Genomic DNA, 14284 nt, shown 5'->3' with positions numbered 1-14284 from the left:
CCGGTTCTCAAGGTGCACGCTTTGCGGCCGATCCGGTTCCACCGGGCCGCGCGGCAAGGAGATATATTGCCAGACCGCGAAGCGATGTGGGACGTCAATTCCACTCTTCACAAGTCCTACACAACTTATCGCTTCCTATATAAGTAATAGAAAGTTTGGTGCAGAAATACTGCGCGTATCAGATGATGACCCTTCGGTTAAGAGATATATAAAGATCGGTCACCTGTAAGCGTTTATCTACCCGCGCTTTTTGCTATGTAAACCAGCGCTTTCGATAAAAAAGAGGGAGTGCCGCGCACAGTGCGACACTCCCCTAGCGATTCAACAGAATCTTTTAGGCCTCGAGAGCCTTCTTGGCAATGGCAGCCAGCTCGTTGAAGGACTCGATGTCCTCATAGGCCATCTGAGCCAGGACCTTGCGGTCGAGCTCGATGCCGGCAACCTTCAGGCCGTGCATGAACTGAGAATAAGAGATGTCGTTCAGGCGAGCGGCGGCGTTGATACGGGTGATCCAGAGAGAGCGGATCTCGCGCTTCTTGTTGCGGCGATCACGATACTGATACTGCAGGGAGTGCTGGACCTGCTCTTTAGCATGCTTGTAAGTACGCGAAGCGGCACCGTAGTAACCCTTCGCACGGTGCATAACGGTACGGCGCTTCTTCTTGGCGGCAACAGCGCGCTTAATACGTGCCATGTTCTATCAACTCCTAGACGGTAAAACGAAAAACGGGAACGCGAACTTAGGCGAGACGCGACTTGATGACCTTGCGGTCGGCAGCGGCGATCTCGGTCTCCTGACGGAAGCCACGCTTACGCTTGGTGGACTTCTTGCTCAGGATGTGGCTCTTGAAAGCCTTGGCGCGCATAAGCTTGCCGGTACCAGTCTTGCGGAAACGCTTCTTGGTGCCGCTGTGGGACTTCATCTTAGGCATGAAATACTCCTTAATCGGTTACAGAACACTAGTTACTTGGTATCGCTTGCCGCTTTATCCTCATCGAAGGCGCCCTTAATCGGGGCGAGCAGCATAAGCATGTTACGGCCTTCCATCTTAGGCTTGGACTCGACCGTAGCGTAAGGCTTGAGATCCTCGGCGAGACGCTCGAGAACGTTAAGACCCTGCTCCGGGTGAGCCATCTCACGGCCGCGGAACATGATGGTGATCTTAACGCGTGCGCCCTTCTTGAGGAAACGCAGAACGTGGCCCTTCTTGGTCTCGTAGTCGCCAACGTCGATCTTGGGTCGGAACTTCATTTCCTTGACCTCGACCTTGGACTGGTTCTTACGAGCGGCCTTAGCCTTCATGGCCTGCTGGTACTTGAACTTACCGTAGTCCATGACCTTGCAGACCGGCGGCTCCGCGTTGGGAGCGATCTCGACCAGGTCGAGACCCTGATCGTCAGCAACGCGCTGGGCATCGCGGATGGCGAACAGGCCGAGCTGAGAGCCATCGACGCCAATCAAACGGCACGAAGATGCGGTGATCTCGTCGTTGATGCGGGTGTCATCAGACTTAGCTATTTTCCCTACCTCCATTCATAAAAAAATAACCCGGCGCTTTTCAGCAACCAGGTCGTACACATAGACATCCTCGGTATGAGGAAGGGAATCTAGGTTGTATGACCAGTCAGCTGCTCATTGGCGCCAAAAGGTGGGAACCCTCGGGTTCCTCTTTAGGGCATTGCGGAAACAACGCCTTGCGAATAATAACACGTACAGCGCGCTATCACATTACGTACACGAAAAAGGGGCCTTGACCCCCTTGAAGCGCAGGTGCATGTATGGTGCCCGAGGTGAGACTCGAAGGGACTTCGCTTCGCGAAGCCCCGGGCTTCGGGCGCATGGCGCCCTCGCCATGCTCCGCTACAAACAGGCCGCTGGCCTGTTTGTTTAACGCTCCGCGCGCTCACGCGAGTTCGGCACGAAAAAGGGGGCCTTGACCCCCTTGAACGCTCACTTGCATGTATGGTGCCCGAGGCGAGACTCGAACTCGCACGTTGTTGCCAACGGTGGATTTTGAGTCCACTGCGTCTGCCAATTCCGCCACTCGGGCACGTAATGCGTGAGTTAGTTTATCACAGCTTTCAGTTGATTAGTCCGAAAATGGTACTTCGAGCATTTCGATAAGCTCAACCTTGCGCAACATCTCCCGCTTACGACATCCACGTCCGTCAACCGAGGCCTCGCCCATCTGGTTGTCATAGGGGTCCTCGCGCATGCCATCGAAAGCAGGCACAAACTCAGCCTGGAATCGATCGTTGGCCACCATACGCCACGGATCGAGATTGCCAAAGTAGTGACGACGGCGCCACTCCTCCCCCATCCTGCGTGCCGAGGAACCAAACGATACGTCGGCGTTAAGCCAACCGGTCTGGGGTGTGTAGAACTCGGCCCAATCGTGCGGTCCCACCGAATCGGGCGCAACATATAGGCCGCTCTGCCAACGAGCAGGCACCCCCGCGATGCGACACATGGTGATAAACGTGAGCGCCATAACGCCGCAATCGCCGCGGAGCGAATGCGCACAGTCGTCGGCAATAGATCCCAAAAGCAGGTACGGTGGCTGATAGCGATAGTCGATATGCTGTGTCAGGTAATCATAGATAGCACGAGCGCGATCGAGCGGATCCTCGAGCCCGTCAACAACATGCTCCGTCAACTGTCGCAGGTACGGCGTAAACGCAATGTGCGGACGGCCCTCGGAAGTGTCCTCGGGCAGTGGCGTGTCCATGCACGTATGCGATGGGAGCGCGCCACCATAGATATCGCAATAGGCGGCATCGATGTGATAGCGATAGGTCACCGAGAATGAATGTTCAGTCGAAGATGTCCAAGAGGCAGTACGAGCCGAAACGTTTTCAGAGGCAACGGTACCCCCCGACGTCATATCGAGAACCTCGATATGAGACTGTTGACGACAGGCGGCAGCAACGGGTAGCCACGCGCGAACAGCCTCTCCCTCCAGAGCCCCAGGGACAGACACGGATGCCTTAAGCGTGATGACGCGCGTCAACCCGTTTTGCGACTCCATCTCCCTGAGCATCTGGTTACGCAGCGCGATGCCGTCCGTAGAATCGGGACGCAGGCCCGGAACCTCCTTGGGGTACACGCGAAGCGAATCAAGGAAGTTATCAAGAACAAACAGCTCACCATCGATAAAGCGCCAGTCAATACGCTTGCGATTAATCAGGTCGTCAAACTGCTCCTCGGTAAACTCTGGCCACTCCTCGCGAATCATCGCAATGGCCCGATCACGCGACACCGAAAAATGAAGCGGCGTCTCGAGCATGCGATACCGCTCGGCACGAACACAAGCAGCCAGCGAAGGCTCAGGGTTCTGCTCCAAAAGGCGATCGCAGGCAGCAACAGCCTGCGTCAAATACCCGGCATCCTTAAGTCGAAGAATCTCGGGCGGCAGTCCAATATCGAGATGACGAAAGTCATCACAGCAAACATCAACAGAACAACCAACAGGACCCTCGTCAATAACCTTCCCATCAGCAGGCAAAACATCAACAACAGCCATAACCACTCCCGCGTCGAACGATAGACAACCCCCATTGTACCGAGATAAAAAAGAAAGCCCCCAACAAAGGAGCCCTCAACGCCGATAAACGGTACCTATAAAAATGAATTCAGCCCAGTAACCCTGTAGCGAGTTAACAAAGGAGGCCCCGTTTCCCCGGAGCTGCTTCCGTCGCGCGACTTCTGGCGAAGCCAGGTGAGCGCGAGGGAAACAGCGTAGGGGAAACGGGGCCTCCGGCGGGAAGTTAAACCGCTACTTACGCCTTGTTGACGGAGCCAAACTCCTCCATGAGCTCCTTGGTGCGGGCAACGATGTTGTCGCGACCAGGCTTGAGGAGCTTGCGGGGGTCAAAGCCCTTGCCCTGCTGATCCTTGCCAGCCTCGATGTACTCGCGGACGCCCTTGGCGAAGACGAGCTGCAGGTCGGTGTTGACGTTGATCTTGGAGATGCCCAGGGAGATGGCCTTCTTGATCTGATCCTCGGGGATGCCGGTACCACCGTGCAGAACGAGGGGCAGGTCGCCGGTCTGAGCCTTGATCTCGCCCAGACGCTCGAAGGAAAGGCCAGCCCAGTCGGCGGGATACACGCCGTGGATGTTGCCGATGCCGCAGGCGAGGAAGTCGACGCCCAGGTCAGCAATCTGCTTGCACTCAGCGGGGTCAGCGAGCTCGCCGTTGGAGGTCACGCCGTCCTCGGTGCCGCCGATGCCGCCGACCTCGGCCTCGATGGACATGCCCTTGGAGTGGGCAAGCTCAACGAGCTCCTTGGTGCGGTCGAGGTTAAGCTGGAAGGTCTCCTCGTGAGAGCCGTCATACATGATGGACGTGAAGCCGGCCTCGATGCACTTGAAGCAGTCCTCGTAAGAACCGTGATCGAGGTGAAGGGCGACGGGAACGGTAACGCCCGTGGCCTCGACGGCAGCCTTGACCATGTCGGCGCAGACCTTGAAACCGCCCATCCACTTAGCGGCACCAGCGGTGCACTGAAGGATCAGCGGAGACTTGGCCTCCTCGGCGGCCTGGAGAATAGCCAGGGTCCACTCGAGGTTGTTGGTGTTGAAGGCACCGAGAGCGTACTTGCCGGCCTCGGCCTTCTTGAGCATGTCTGCTGCGTTGACGAGCATAAAAGAAACCTCCTGTAAGGTTGCTCCGATAACGCCTGTGATTTTACCACGGCGCAACCGAGCATAAACGTTCGTTTGTTCACGAATATCGTCCAAACAGACTTTTTTGACCGTTTGCCCTACGAAATTGACCCGTTGGGGAAAAATAGCTTGACGTTTGGACGCTTCTCGTGCTTTAGAAGCTGACTATAAAGCTACACCTGCATGAAAGGGTTCTGCATGAGCTCGCGTGCCATGGTGGTCGAATCGCCATGGCCGGTTAAGCAAACGGTATCGGGCGGAAGAAGCCGGGCGAGCTTGGAGAGCGAGCGCAGAATCGCCGCCTCGTCTCCGCCGGAAAGATCGGTGCGGCCGTGCCCACCCGGAAACAGGGTGTCGCCCACAAAGGCAATGTTCCCCTGCTCGGTGGCAGCAAACAAGACGATCCCGCCCGGCGTATGCCCTGGTGTCTCGATCACCTGCAGGCAGATATCGCCCACCTCGATAGCATCGCCTTCGGCGAGCAGGCGCGTCGGCTCCCCGGGGTCAGGCGTCTCAATGCCCCACATAGCTCGCTGTTCCTCGATGTTCGCATGCGGCACCGCCACATCCTTGGCACACAGCTCATACTGGCAGCCCTCGCCAACGGTGGTTCGCACGCCGGCAACACCACCAACATGATCGGCATGGCCATGAGTGCATACGGCGCCAAGCACGCGTACGCCGGGATGCTCGGCTCGAATATGCTCCACCAAGCGCTCGCCCTCCCATGCGGGGTCGATAATCACGCACTCATTGTCCGAAATAACAGCATAGCTATTGGTCTGAATGGGACCGTTTACGAGCGTCTCAATCTCGACCGATCCCTTGGGAGTTAAATCCAAGGACACAGCACTCATGTCCCTCTCCTCTCTATAGAACTCGAGGCATCAAACGATGCCTCGAGTGTAGCGAATATCGATAATGTGACACGTTCGTCGCGACTAAACGCGGCGCTTAAGCTGGGCTCCACCCTCGCCGGGCATCAGGCGGCGCGCGTCGTAGACCGAGTCGACGCTGCTGATAGAGGCCAGCAGCGGATCCAGACCACTCGCGTCCGAGATCTCGACCATAAAGCGCAGGGTTGCAATACCCTCGCGGTTGGTCGACGTGGCGGCAGAAAGGATATTGCCGCCCGCATCGCCAATGGCAATAGTGACATCCTTGAGCAGGCCCATGCGGTCCAGGCACTCGACCACGATCTCGACCTGGAAGAGGGTGTCGGCAGCGCCGTCCCACTCCACTTCGATCATGCGCTCGGGATGCTCCATAAGACCCTTGACGTTGGGGCAGTTGGCGCGATGCACCGAAACGCCACGACCGCGCGTGATGAAGCCGACGATATCGTCGCCCGTCACCGGATTGCAGCAATGTGCCAGACGGACCAGCAGGCCGCTGTTGCTCTCGCCCTTGACGATAATGCCGTTGCTGGCGCTCTTGCCGCGCTTTTGCGGCTTTCGGTTGGAGCCTCGGGCCGGCTGTTTCACGACCTCGGCGATAGCCTCGGCCTTGGTGAGCTGTTCCTCGGGCTTGGGGTCCAAGATTTGCTCGACCTTGTTACCCACAGCGCGCGGGGCAACCTTGCCGGCGCCCACGGCGGCAAACAGGTCCTCGAGCTGCTTGAAGTTCAGCTGCTCCGCCACGGCGTTGAGCGCACGCGTGGATCGCGGCGTAGAGATGCCATACCCGCGCTTGCGCAAGTCCTTGGCCAGTATATCGCGGCCGGCAGCAGCGTCGTCGTCCTTGGTCGCGGCGGCAAAATAGCGGCGGATCTTTGACTTGGCGGAAGGTGTCTTAACGATCTTGAGCCAATCACGAGACGGCTTGGAACTCTTGTTGGTCAGGATTTCAACGCGGTCGCCCGTCTTGATCTCGTGCGTGAGTGGGGCCACCGCGCCGTTGATCTTAGCGCCGACGCAGTGATTGCCCACCTCGGTGTGAACGGCGTAGGCAAAGTCGAGCGGCGTGGAGCCGGCACGAAGCGCCATGACCTCGCCCTTGGGCGTAAAGACGAAGATCTCTTGATCGAAGAGGTCGACCTTCAGCGAATGCAGGTATTCCTTGGCGTCGGTGATCTCATCAGACGCAGCCCAATCGAGCGAATGCTTAAGCCAGTTGATCTGATCGTCCAAACGTTGAGCGTCATTGGTCTTGGAAGCAGACGATCCGCCCGATTTCTTATAGAGCCAGTGGGCGGCAATGCCGTACTCGGCCTGCTCATGCATCTCATAGGTTCGAATCTGAATCTCGAGCGGGCGGGCCGTGGGGCCGATTACCGTCGTATGGAGCGACTGGTAGTTATTGACCTTGGGCATGGCGATATAGTCTTTAAAGCGACCGGGCATGGGGTGCCACAGCGTATGTACCGCACCGAGCGTGGAGTAGCAATCGCGCACCGAATGCGTGATGACGCGCAGTGCCACCAGGTCGTAGATCTCGGAGAATTCCTTGCCCTTGCGCTTCATCTTTTGGTAGATGGACCAATAGTGCTTGGAACGGCCGTTGATCTGGAAGTCTTCCAGGCCAATGCGGTTGAGCTCGTCGGTGAGCGTCTTGATGGTCTCGGCCAGATAGCGCTCGCGAACCTCGCGCGACTCAGCCACCATGCGCGCAATGCGCTGGTAGGCATCGGGCTCCAGGTAGAAGAAGGACAGGTCCTCGAGCTCCCACTTAATAGAGCTCATGCCCAGACGGTCGGCCAGGGGCGCATACACGTCCATGGTCTCGCGGGCCTTAAACAGGCGACGGTCCTCGCGCAGAGCTGCAAGGGTGCGCATGTTGTGCAGACGGTCGGCAAGCTTAACGATAATGACGCGGATGTCCTTGGACATGGCGAGGAACATCTTGCGCAGCGTGAGGGCCTGTTTCTCGTCCATGCTATCGACTTCGATGTTGGTGAGCTTGGTCACGCCATCGACGAGCTCGGCCACCGTATCACCAAACAGGCCGGAAACATCGGCGAGCGAGGTCTCGGTGTCCTCGACGGTATCGTGCAGCAGCGCGGCGCACACCACATCGCAGTCCATCTTGAGATCGGCCAAAATGATGGCCACCTCGACGGGATGGTTGATGTACATCTCACCCGAGCGGCGCTTTTGGTTGCAGTGCTTCTCGGCGGCAAAGCAGTAGGCCTGCTCCACCTTAGAGAAGTCGTCCTCATTCATATATTTGAGGCACAGGCGCTCCAGCTTGTCGTAGCTGTCAGCCATAATCTCGGGCGGCAGCTCATCGGCATGCTTATAGTGCTCCATCTCCGAGAACGGCTGGAGGGTGGAATCATGGGCGGTACGGGCTGCGGCATCCATCGAGGTCCCCTTCCCCTAGGCCCGCGGTACGATCGGGCGGTTAACTTTGGCTAGCATATCAGAAGCGCACGAATCGAGCGCCCAGCTCCGGAAAGCCGAGAACTCCATGCGCGAGCGCAAGCCCTCCAAATAGCGGGTTGACCTGCTCAATTGCACACGGCCGGGGTTTTCGGCCATCGCGATGCGACGGGTGTCGTCAAACCCCGAAACGCGACAGAAACCAAGCTCTTCGAAGATTCCCAGGCCGCTTGCCACCGAGCGCTCGTCGACCGGCGTGCGCGCGTCGATGGCAAGACACATCTGCGCGATGTCGATATCGCTCGCACTAAACGAGTCGTCTCCGGTCTTGCCGCGGTTGGAGCGCCACATGGTCTGCAGCGCGCGATAGAGCGTGACGAGCTCGTCGCGCTCGGGCGCATAGCAGTCGAGTAGGCGCTCGTTAATGCGGGCGTCGCGCGACGAATAGAGCAGATGGATCACGGCAGGTTGGCCGTCGCGACCGGCGCGTCCGCTCATTTGGTTGAACTCGATGGCGCCAAACGGCATGTGGTAGAGCACGACATGGCGGATATCGGGCAGGTTGACGCCCTCGCCAAAGGCAGAGGTCGAAACGATGCAGCTGAGGCTACCGTCTCGGAATGCTTCCTCGACACGGCGACGATCGGAGCGCGCAAGCCCCGCGTTATAGAACGCGATGCGGGTCGCGCAATCGGGTACCCGCTTGCGCAGCGTCTTGGCAAGCGCCACGGACTGGTCGCGCGAATTGACGTAAATGACGGTCTTCTCCCCCGTCGCCACGATTGACACCAGGCGGTTCTCGCGGCTCGCAAGGTCTCGGTCATCCTCGAGCTGCAAGTTCTCGCGCACCGTCTCGTCGACCACTGTACGGGTAATCGGTAGCACGCGGGCGAGCTCGGCCACAACCGGAGCCGTTGCGGTGGCAGTCGCGGCCAGAACGACCGGGTCGCCCAGGGCCTTGAGGATATCGGGCATGTCGAGATAGGCGCTGCGGTCGCCGCCCTTGGCAAGACCGGCATGATGCGCCTCATCGATAACGACAAAACCGATGCGGCCCGAACGCGCAAAGCGGTCGCGGTGAATGGACAGGAACTCGGGCGTCGTGAGCACAATGCCGGTGCGGCCCGAAGCCAAGCCGGCAAACACGTCATCGCGCGCCGCCTCCACGGTCTCGCCGGTCAGCACGCCTACGCCAATGCCGAGTGCGGCCATCGTCGACGAGAGGTGATAGGCCTGGTCGGCAACGAGCGCGCGCAGCGGATAGACAAAGATGCTCGCACGCCCGCGAAGGACCGCCTCGCGCGCGGCATGCACATGGAAGATAAGAGACTTGCCGCGCCCCGTTCCCATAACGGCCAAGACGCTCTGGTGGTCGGCGAGCGCGTCGAGTGCCTCGACCTGAGCACGGTGCGGCCGGTTCGAGCCGATAAAGCTATGGATAAGCGAGCGCGTCAGCTCGGTATAGGAAAGCTGGGCGAGCGTTTGGCGCTTTCGGGACTCCAGACGAAGACCGGCGTCCGCAGGCTCCACGCCGCGGCGAAGCTCACATGCCGGGTCGTCAACGCTGGGCGCCGTGGTATCGCGGACCAAGACATCCTTGATCATGAGCTTTGGCTTTACGCGACCTTGCCAATGCTCGGCCACGGCCTCGAACACCAAATCGACGGCGCTATCGCAATTGATGAGCTTATCAATCTGCGGCACGTGGAACATAATGGCCGGCACACTCGCGGCGCCATCGGTCGCCACGAAGCGCATGTGCTCGCCGGTTTTGCCCACCACGGCGCGATCGCACATTGTCACGCCCTCGGCCGCCAACAGCGGCACCTTGTTGCCCTGGCCAAACGGCTCAAGACGGGAGATCTGCTCGATGGTCTCAATATTCAGCTCGGAGAGGTCGACGGTGGCAGCAACCTCGTCGGTGTCCTCAAAGTCCTCGGCGGGAAGCTCGGACAGCACGGCGGAAAGGCGACGACGGAACTCGTCGAGCTTGGACGCCTCGATGGTCACGCCCACCGCACCCGCATGCCCGCCGCGACGAATCAGCAGATCCGAGCAGCGCTCGACAGCGTCGAACAGGTTGACCTTGCCCACCGAGCGACCCGAACCGCGAGCGATACCGTCTTCGATCGAGAACAGCAGCGCCGGCACGTGATATCGGTTGGTGAGGCGGCTCGCCACGATGCCCTTAACGCCCTCGTGCCAGCCTTCGCCGCCCACGACAATCGCGCGCCCGCCATCATAGGTCTCCTCGACCTTTGCCATGGCATCGCGCGTGAGCTCCGCCTCAATCTCGCGACGCTGACGGTTGATCTCCTCGAGCTCGGCCGCCAGCGCGCTTGCCTCGATAGGATCGCGGGCAAGCAGCAGGTCGAGCGCCAGCTTGGGGTCGGCCATGCGGCCGGCGGCGTTTAAGCGGGGAATGAGCGAAAACGACAGGCCGTCGGCCGTAATGGTAGAAAGGTCGGCCTTGGCAAGTGCGGCAAGCGCGATATAGCCGGGACGGGCCGTCACGCGCATCTGCTGGATGCCCTCGGCGACCAGCGCGCGATTCTCGGGCGTGAGCGGCATCATGTCGGACACGGTACCCAGCGCCGCGACCTCTATCAGCGAACGCCAATACGACGGCTTGCCCAAACGCTCACCCAGGACCTGCACCAGCTTGAGCGCCACGCCGGCGCCGGCAAGTTCACGCGAAGGACCCTCATCCTCGAGCTTAGGGTCGGTCAGGGGCACGCCCTGCGGCACCTGGTCGGACGGCTCATGGTGGTCCGTAACCACCAAATCGATCCCCAGGCTCTCCAGATAGGAAACCTCTTCTTTGGCGGCAATGCCGTTATCGACGGTCACGATCAGCTGGGGACGAGCGAGCTCGTTAACGCGGTCGAGCGCCGCGCGCGAAAGACCGTAGCCCTCGTCAAAGCGATGCGGGATGAACGGTGTGACATTGGCGCCAAACGTTCGCAGCGCCTCGGTCAACAGGCAGGTCGACGTAATACCGTCAACGTCAAAATCGCCGAAGACCGCAATGTGCTCGTGGTTGCGAATAGCACGCTCGACGCGGTCGGCAACGACCGACATGCCCGGGATAATGAGTGGGTCGGCCCAGTCGCGATCGAGCGAAGGCGTCAAAAATAGCTGTCCTTCCTCAATCGAGGCAATACCGTGCGCAACCATAATACGCGCCACCAGCCCGGGTATGCCCAGACCAGCCGAAAGCTCCTTTTCGAGCTCGGGATTTTGCTGAGCGACCGCCCAGCGATGTGTCGTCTTAAGCGATGACATAGGCGCCCACCCCCGATAGGGGCAGGTCGCCGCGATACCTCTCACGGTTCATAGCGATGAGTCCTCTGTGTATGCCCGCTTCGGCAGGCAGATCTGTTGAACGGATTTATTATACCGTGCGGCACGGACGCAGAGCCTCGCGGCACGCCCTGGTTTCGGTAAACGAGGCCGGTAATACCCTCGAAATAATCGAGCGTTTCTGACGCACGGACTCATGCGAGCGTCTAGCATATCCATTCAAACGAGTTCGCGGATAAAGGGAGTCACGGGGCATATGAAGCAATGGGTTGGACTGGGAAAGTTCCTCGCGGGGCACATGCAGGTCATCGTTCCGATTTGCGTAACGCTCGGCGTGCTCTTTCCCCAGCAGATCGGCGTACTCAAGCCCATCGTTCCCGCCCTCTTCGCCTTTATGACGTTCCAAGGTGCGCTCAGCAACACCTTCCACCAGGTCGCTGAGGTGTTCCGCCGTCCCCTGCACCTGATTTTGGCGCTGCTCGTCTCGGCGGTGCTTATTCCCATAGCAGCCTATGCCATGGGATCGCTGTTCTTTGGCTCCAATCCCAACCTTGTCTGCGGCATCGTGCTCGAGTACAGCGTACCCGTGGCGGTCACTGCCTTTATGTGGATTAGCATGTTCGGCGGCAACGGCCCGCTCGCGCTCACCATCATCCTGACGTCCTCGGTTATCTCGCCTGTGACGATTCCGCTCACGCTGAAGCTCTTGCTGGGTGCCACCGTCTCGATCGATGTGCTGAGCATGATGCAGGACATGGCCTTTATGATCGCCATCCCCGCCGTGCTCGGCATCGTGATCAACGAGGTCACACGTGGATGGGGACACGAGAAGCTCTCCCCCGCGCTCTCGCCCGCCTGCAAGTTCATGATGATGGGCGTTATCGCCTCCAACTCCACCGCCATGAGCGAGTACGTCCTGCACATGAACGCGATACGTCTGGAAGTCGCCCTCTTTATTTTGACCTTCGCCATCAGCGGCTTTGTCGTCGGTTTTCTGGTCGCCCGTGCGCTGCATCTGCCATATAGCGAGACGACTACCATGTGCTTTACCTGCGGCATGCGTAACATCTCTTCGGGCGCCGTCATCGCCACACAGTACTTTCCAGGCGAAGTCGTGTTTCCCGTCATGTGCGGAACGCTGTTTCAGCAGATACTCGCCTCGTTTATCGGGCATCTCTTTGAGCGTCTGACCGGCGAGGAGCGCGCCGCTCAGCGCAAGCGTGTCGAGGCCGGCCGCGACGCCATGGCGCGCTAGACTGTCCGCATTACACGGGTGTTAATCTTGCTATACGAGCGTTTCCAGATGCGCACGCAAGCGCTCAGCATCGATATCGAGCGTTGTCTCGGCATTGACCTGGGCCAAACGATAACCGACAAAGTAGGGCGAAACCACCCAACGCGGCAGCACCTTGGCAATGGTCCGACCGCCCAGGTGATAGAAGAACAAGTTGTACGACTCTGCGCGACCACCGTGGTGCTCGTTCAGGATATAGCGCAGAGCCACCTGGATCGCATCGGCGAAGAGATCTGCCTCGGCTTGGTCTCTTGTGTCATCGCTGGCGGCAATTCCCTGCGGGGCTGAAACGTTGACCTCAAAGAACCCCATGATCGGTTCGGTTGAGATGTTGGCCGCGATTCTCCCCTGTTGCCAGACATTGATGCCTTCGAAATTGGCGGAAGTCAACGAAGCATAGCCGTCTTCCTGCTCCAAACCCACAATCTGCATGTGCGGATGAACGAGACTACCGCCCGAGAAAGGACCCTTGTTCTTGTACATGAGCACGCTTCGATACTGCTGCGAATCGATCATCTGCTGCCAGCAATCCAGGGCAAACCTCATCACATGGTGGAGTTCATCTGGCTCATAGGTCGCCAGGTCGGCATCGTGATCGGCTGACTCGATCAGCACGGTTTGACGGGTGGCGCGCAGGGTTTTGAACTTATTCTCGAGCCAGATGCAGTCGCCGTCGCGCCGGATGATATTGGCGAGTCCCTCGGTATCGCAAAAGGGGCACGCGGTGCCAGGGCGCCGGTTGTCGTCGGGCTTGCCGCTCGCCTGCTGAACGTCAAATACCAGCGCCACGGGTTACGCCTCCAGCGGCACGATCTTGGTGCCATGGAGCTCGGAGACGCCCAATGCCGCCGCCACGGTATCGCGGTTGGCCGTGGAAATGCCGCCGCCGGGAAGGATGGTCAGGCGGTCGCCCGCATACTCGACAAGACGCGATAGGTGCTCCAGATTGTCCTCGATCGGCGTTCCGGCAGCACCACCATGCGTCAGGATACGCGTGATGCCACAGTCGGCGAGCGTGTCGACAGCATCGATCTGAGCCTCGGGCGAGAGCTGGTCAAAGGCCATGTGGAAGGTGATGTCAAGGGACTCGCGCTTGCACTCCTCGGTCGCGCAGCCCGCGGCCATCACGAGGGCGCCCAACGTAAGCTCGTCGAGCGCCCAGCCGCCGGCACAAGGCTTGCAGCAGCCAAAGACCAAGCCATCGGCGCCGGCGCTCACGGCAAGACCCAAGTCCATCTCCATCATGCGCAGCTCGTCCTGGTTGTAGTGAAAGTCACCGCCACGCGGGCGAATCATGCACATCACTCGCGCGTCATGCTCGTGAGCATAGCCGACCGTAGCGCTGATAACGCCAGCCGAGGGCGTAGTACCACCGACGGCAAGGTTGTCGCACAGCTCGATGCGCCTTGCACCGGCATCAATAGCCGCCGGCACCCGCTCAAAGTTCTCAGCACAAAACTCGTACAGCATAGATAGACCCCCAGATGACATTTCTATTTCCACACGGCATTGTCGCACTTTACATACCAACCCGCACAATGATCCCTTGGGGACGGAGGAAAACGGATCACTGGGCCAACGACTACCTCTTGGCATCTGCCACAACGCCGATGTTATGGCAACGACAGACACTATGACCCAATCCGAGGGCACTAAAAAGATAGGAGCCCCCGCTCGTGACCGCGGGTCGGGGCTGCGA

The 14284-nt window shown here is 59.4% G+C and carries 11 protein-coding genes and 1 tRNA gene; 1 reads left to right on the top strand and 11 read right to left on the bottom strand.

Translation table 11 applies throughout. The annotated features are described in order from the left end of the window. Positions 1–334: 334 nt before the first annotated feature. The 9 genes from rplT to recJ form a co-directional block, all read right to left on the bottom strand. Positions 335–694, bottom strand: a complete 360-nt coding sequence (gene rplT / locus AAA069_RS09740) for a 50S ribosomal protein L20 (RefSeq protein WP_022094123.1) — start codon at positions 692–694, stop codon at positions 335–337. Between the two features lie 46 nt (positions 695–740). After that, positions 741–932: a 50S ribosomal protein L35 gene (gene rpmI / locus AAA069_RS09735; RefSeq protein WP_006234422.1), complete on the bottom strand. Its 192-nt coding sequence runs from the start codon at positions 930–932 to the stop codon at positions 741–743. Positions 933–964: 32 nt separating this feature from the next. Then, the gene (gene infC / locus AAA069_RS09730; RefSeq protein ID WP_006234423.1) at positions 965–1534 is read right to left on the bottom strand and encodes a translation initiation factor IF-3; all 570 of its coding nucleotides are present in this window, start codon (positions 1532–1534) and stop codon (positions 965–967) included. A gap of 430 nt (positions 1535–1964) precedes the next feature. Next, positions 1965–2051, bottom strand: a tRNA-Leu gene (locus tag AAA069_RS09725). A gap of 39 nt (positions 2052–2090) precedes the next feature. Then, positions 2091–3524 carry a transglutaminase-like domain-containing protein gene (locus tag AAA069_RS09720; RefSeq protein ID WP_349128252.1) on the bottom strand — a complete coding sequence of 478 codons (1434 nt, stop codon included), beginning with the start codon at positions 3522–3524 and terminating at the stop codon, positions 2091–2093. Between the two features lie 256 nt (positions 3525–3780). Beyond that, positions 3781–4647: a class II fructose-1,6-bisphosphate aldolase gene (gene fba, locus AAA069_RS09715; protein WP_006234429.1), complete on the bottom strand. Its 867-nt coding sequence runs from the start codon at positions 4645–4647 to the stop codon at positions 3781–3783. A 194-nt stretch (positions 4648–4841) separates the two neighbouring features. Further along, complete coding sequence (locus AAA069_RS09710) at positions 4842–5525, bottom strand: MBL fold metallo-hydrolase (protein ID WP_349128250.1); 684 nt, start codon at positions 5523–5525, stop codon at positions 4842–4844. Positions 5526–5609: 84 nt separating this feature from the next. Continuing rightward, positions 5610–7970, bottom strand: a complete 2361-nt coding sequence (locus tag AAA069_RS09705; protein WP_161155114.1) for a bifunctional (p)ppGpp synthetase/guanosine-3',5'-bis(diphosphate) 3'-pyrophosphohydrolase — start codon at positions 7968–7970, stop codon at positions 5610–5612. A 15-nt stretch (positions 7971–7985) separates the two neighbouring features. After that, positions 7986–11273, bottom strand: a complete 3288-nt coding sequence (recJ, locus tag AAA069_RS09700; protein WP_349128249.1) for a single-stranded-DNA-specific exonuclease RecJ — start codon at positions 11271–11273, stop codon at positions 7986–7988. A gap of 274 nt (positions 11274–11547) precedes the next feature. Between recJ and AAA069_RS09695 the strand changes: the two genes are divergently transcribed. Continuing rightward, a complete protein-coding gene (locus tag AAA069_RS09695) occupies positions 11548–12546 on the top strand; it encodes a bile acid:sodium symporter family protein (protein ID WP_271737571.1) in 999 nt (332 codons plus the stop codon). 30 nt (positions 12547–12576) lie between these two features. Here the strand turns inward: AAA069_RS09695 and AAA069_RS09690 are convergent, their stop codons facing one another. Together AAA069_RS09690 and AAA069_RS09685 are read right to left on the bottom strand one after the other, a co-directional pair. Continuing rightward, positions 12577–13374: a DUF4931 domain-containing protein gene (locus tag AAA069_RS09690; protein ID WP_349128248.1), complete on the bottom strand. Its 798-nt coding sequence runs from the start codon at positions 13372–13374 to the stop codon at positions 12577–12579. A 3-nt stretch (positions 13375–13377) separates the two neighbouring features. Beyond that, a complete protein-coding gene (locus AAA069_RS09685) occupies positions 13378–14055 on the bottom strand; it encodes a copper homeostasis protein CutC (RefSeq protein ID WP_271737573.1) in 678 nt (225 codons plus the stop codon). Between the last annotated feature and the right edge of the window lie 229 nt (positions 14056–14284).

The sequence above is a fragment of the Collinsella sp. CLA-SR-H006 genome, assembly GCF_040097075.1.
Classification (GTDB): Bacteria; Actinomycetota; Coriobacteriia; order Coriobacteriales; family Coriobacteriaceae; genus Collinsella.
The sequence above is the reverse complement of the archived record's forward strand: the minus strand, read 5'-3'. Positions and strand labels throughout refer to the sequence as shown.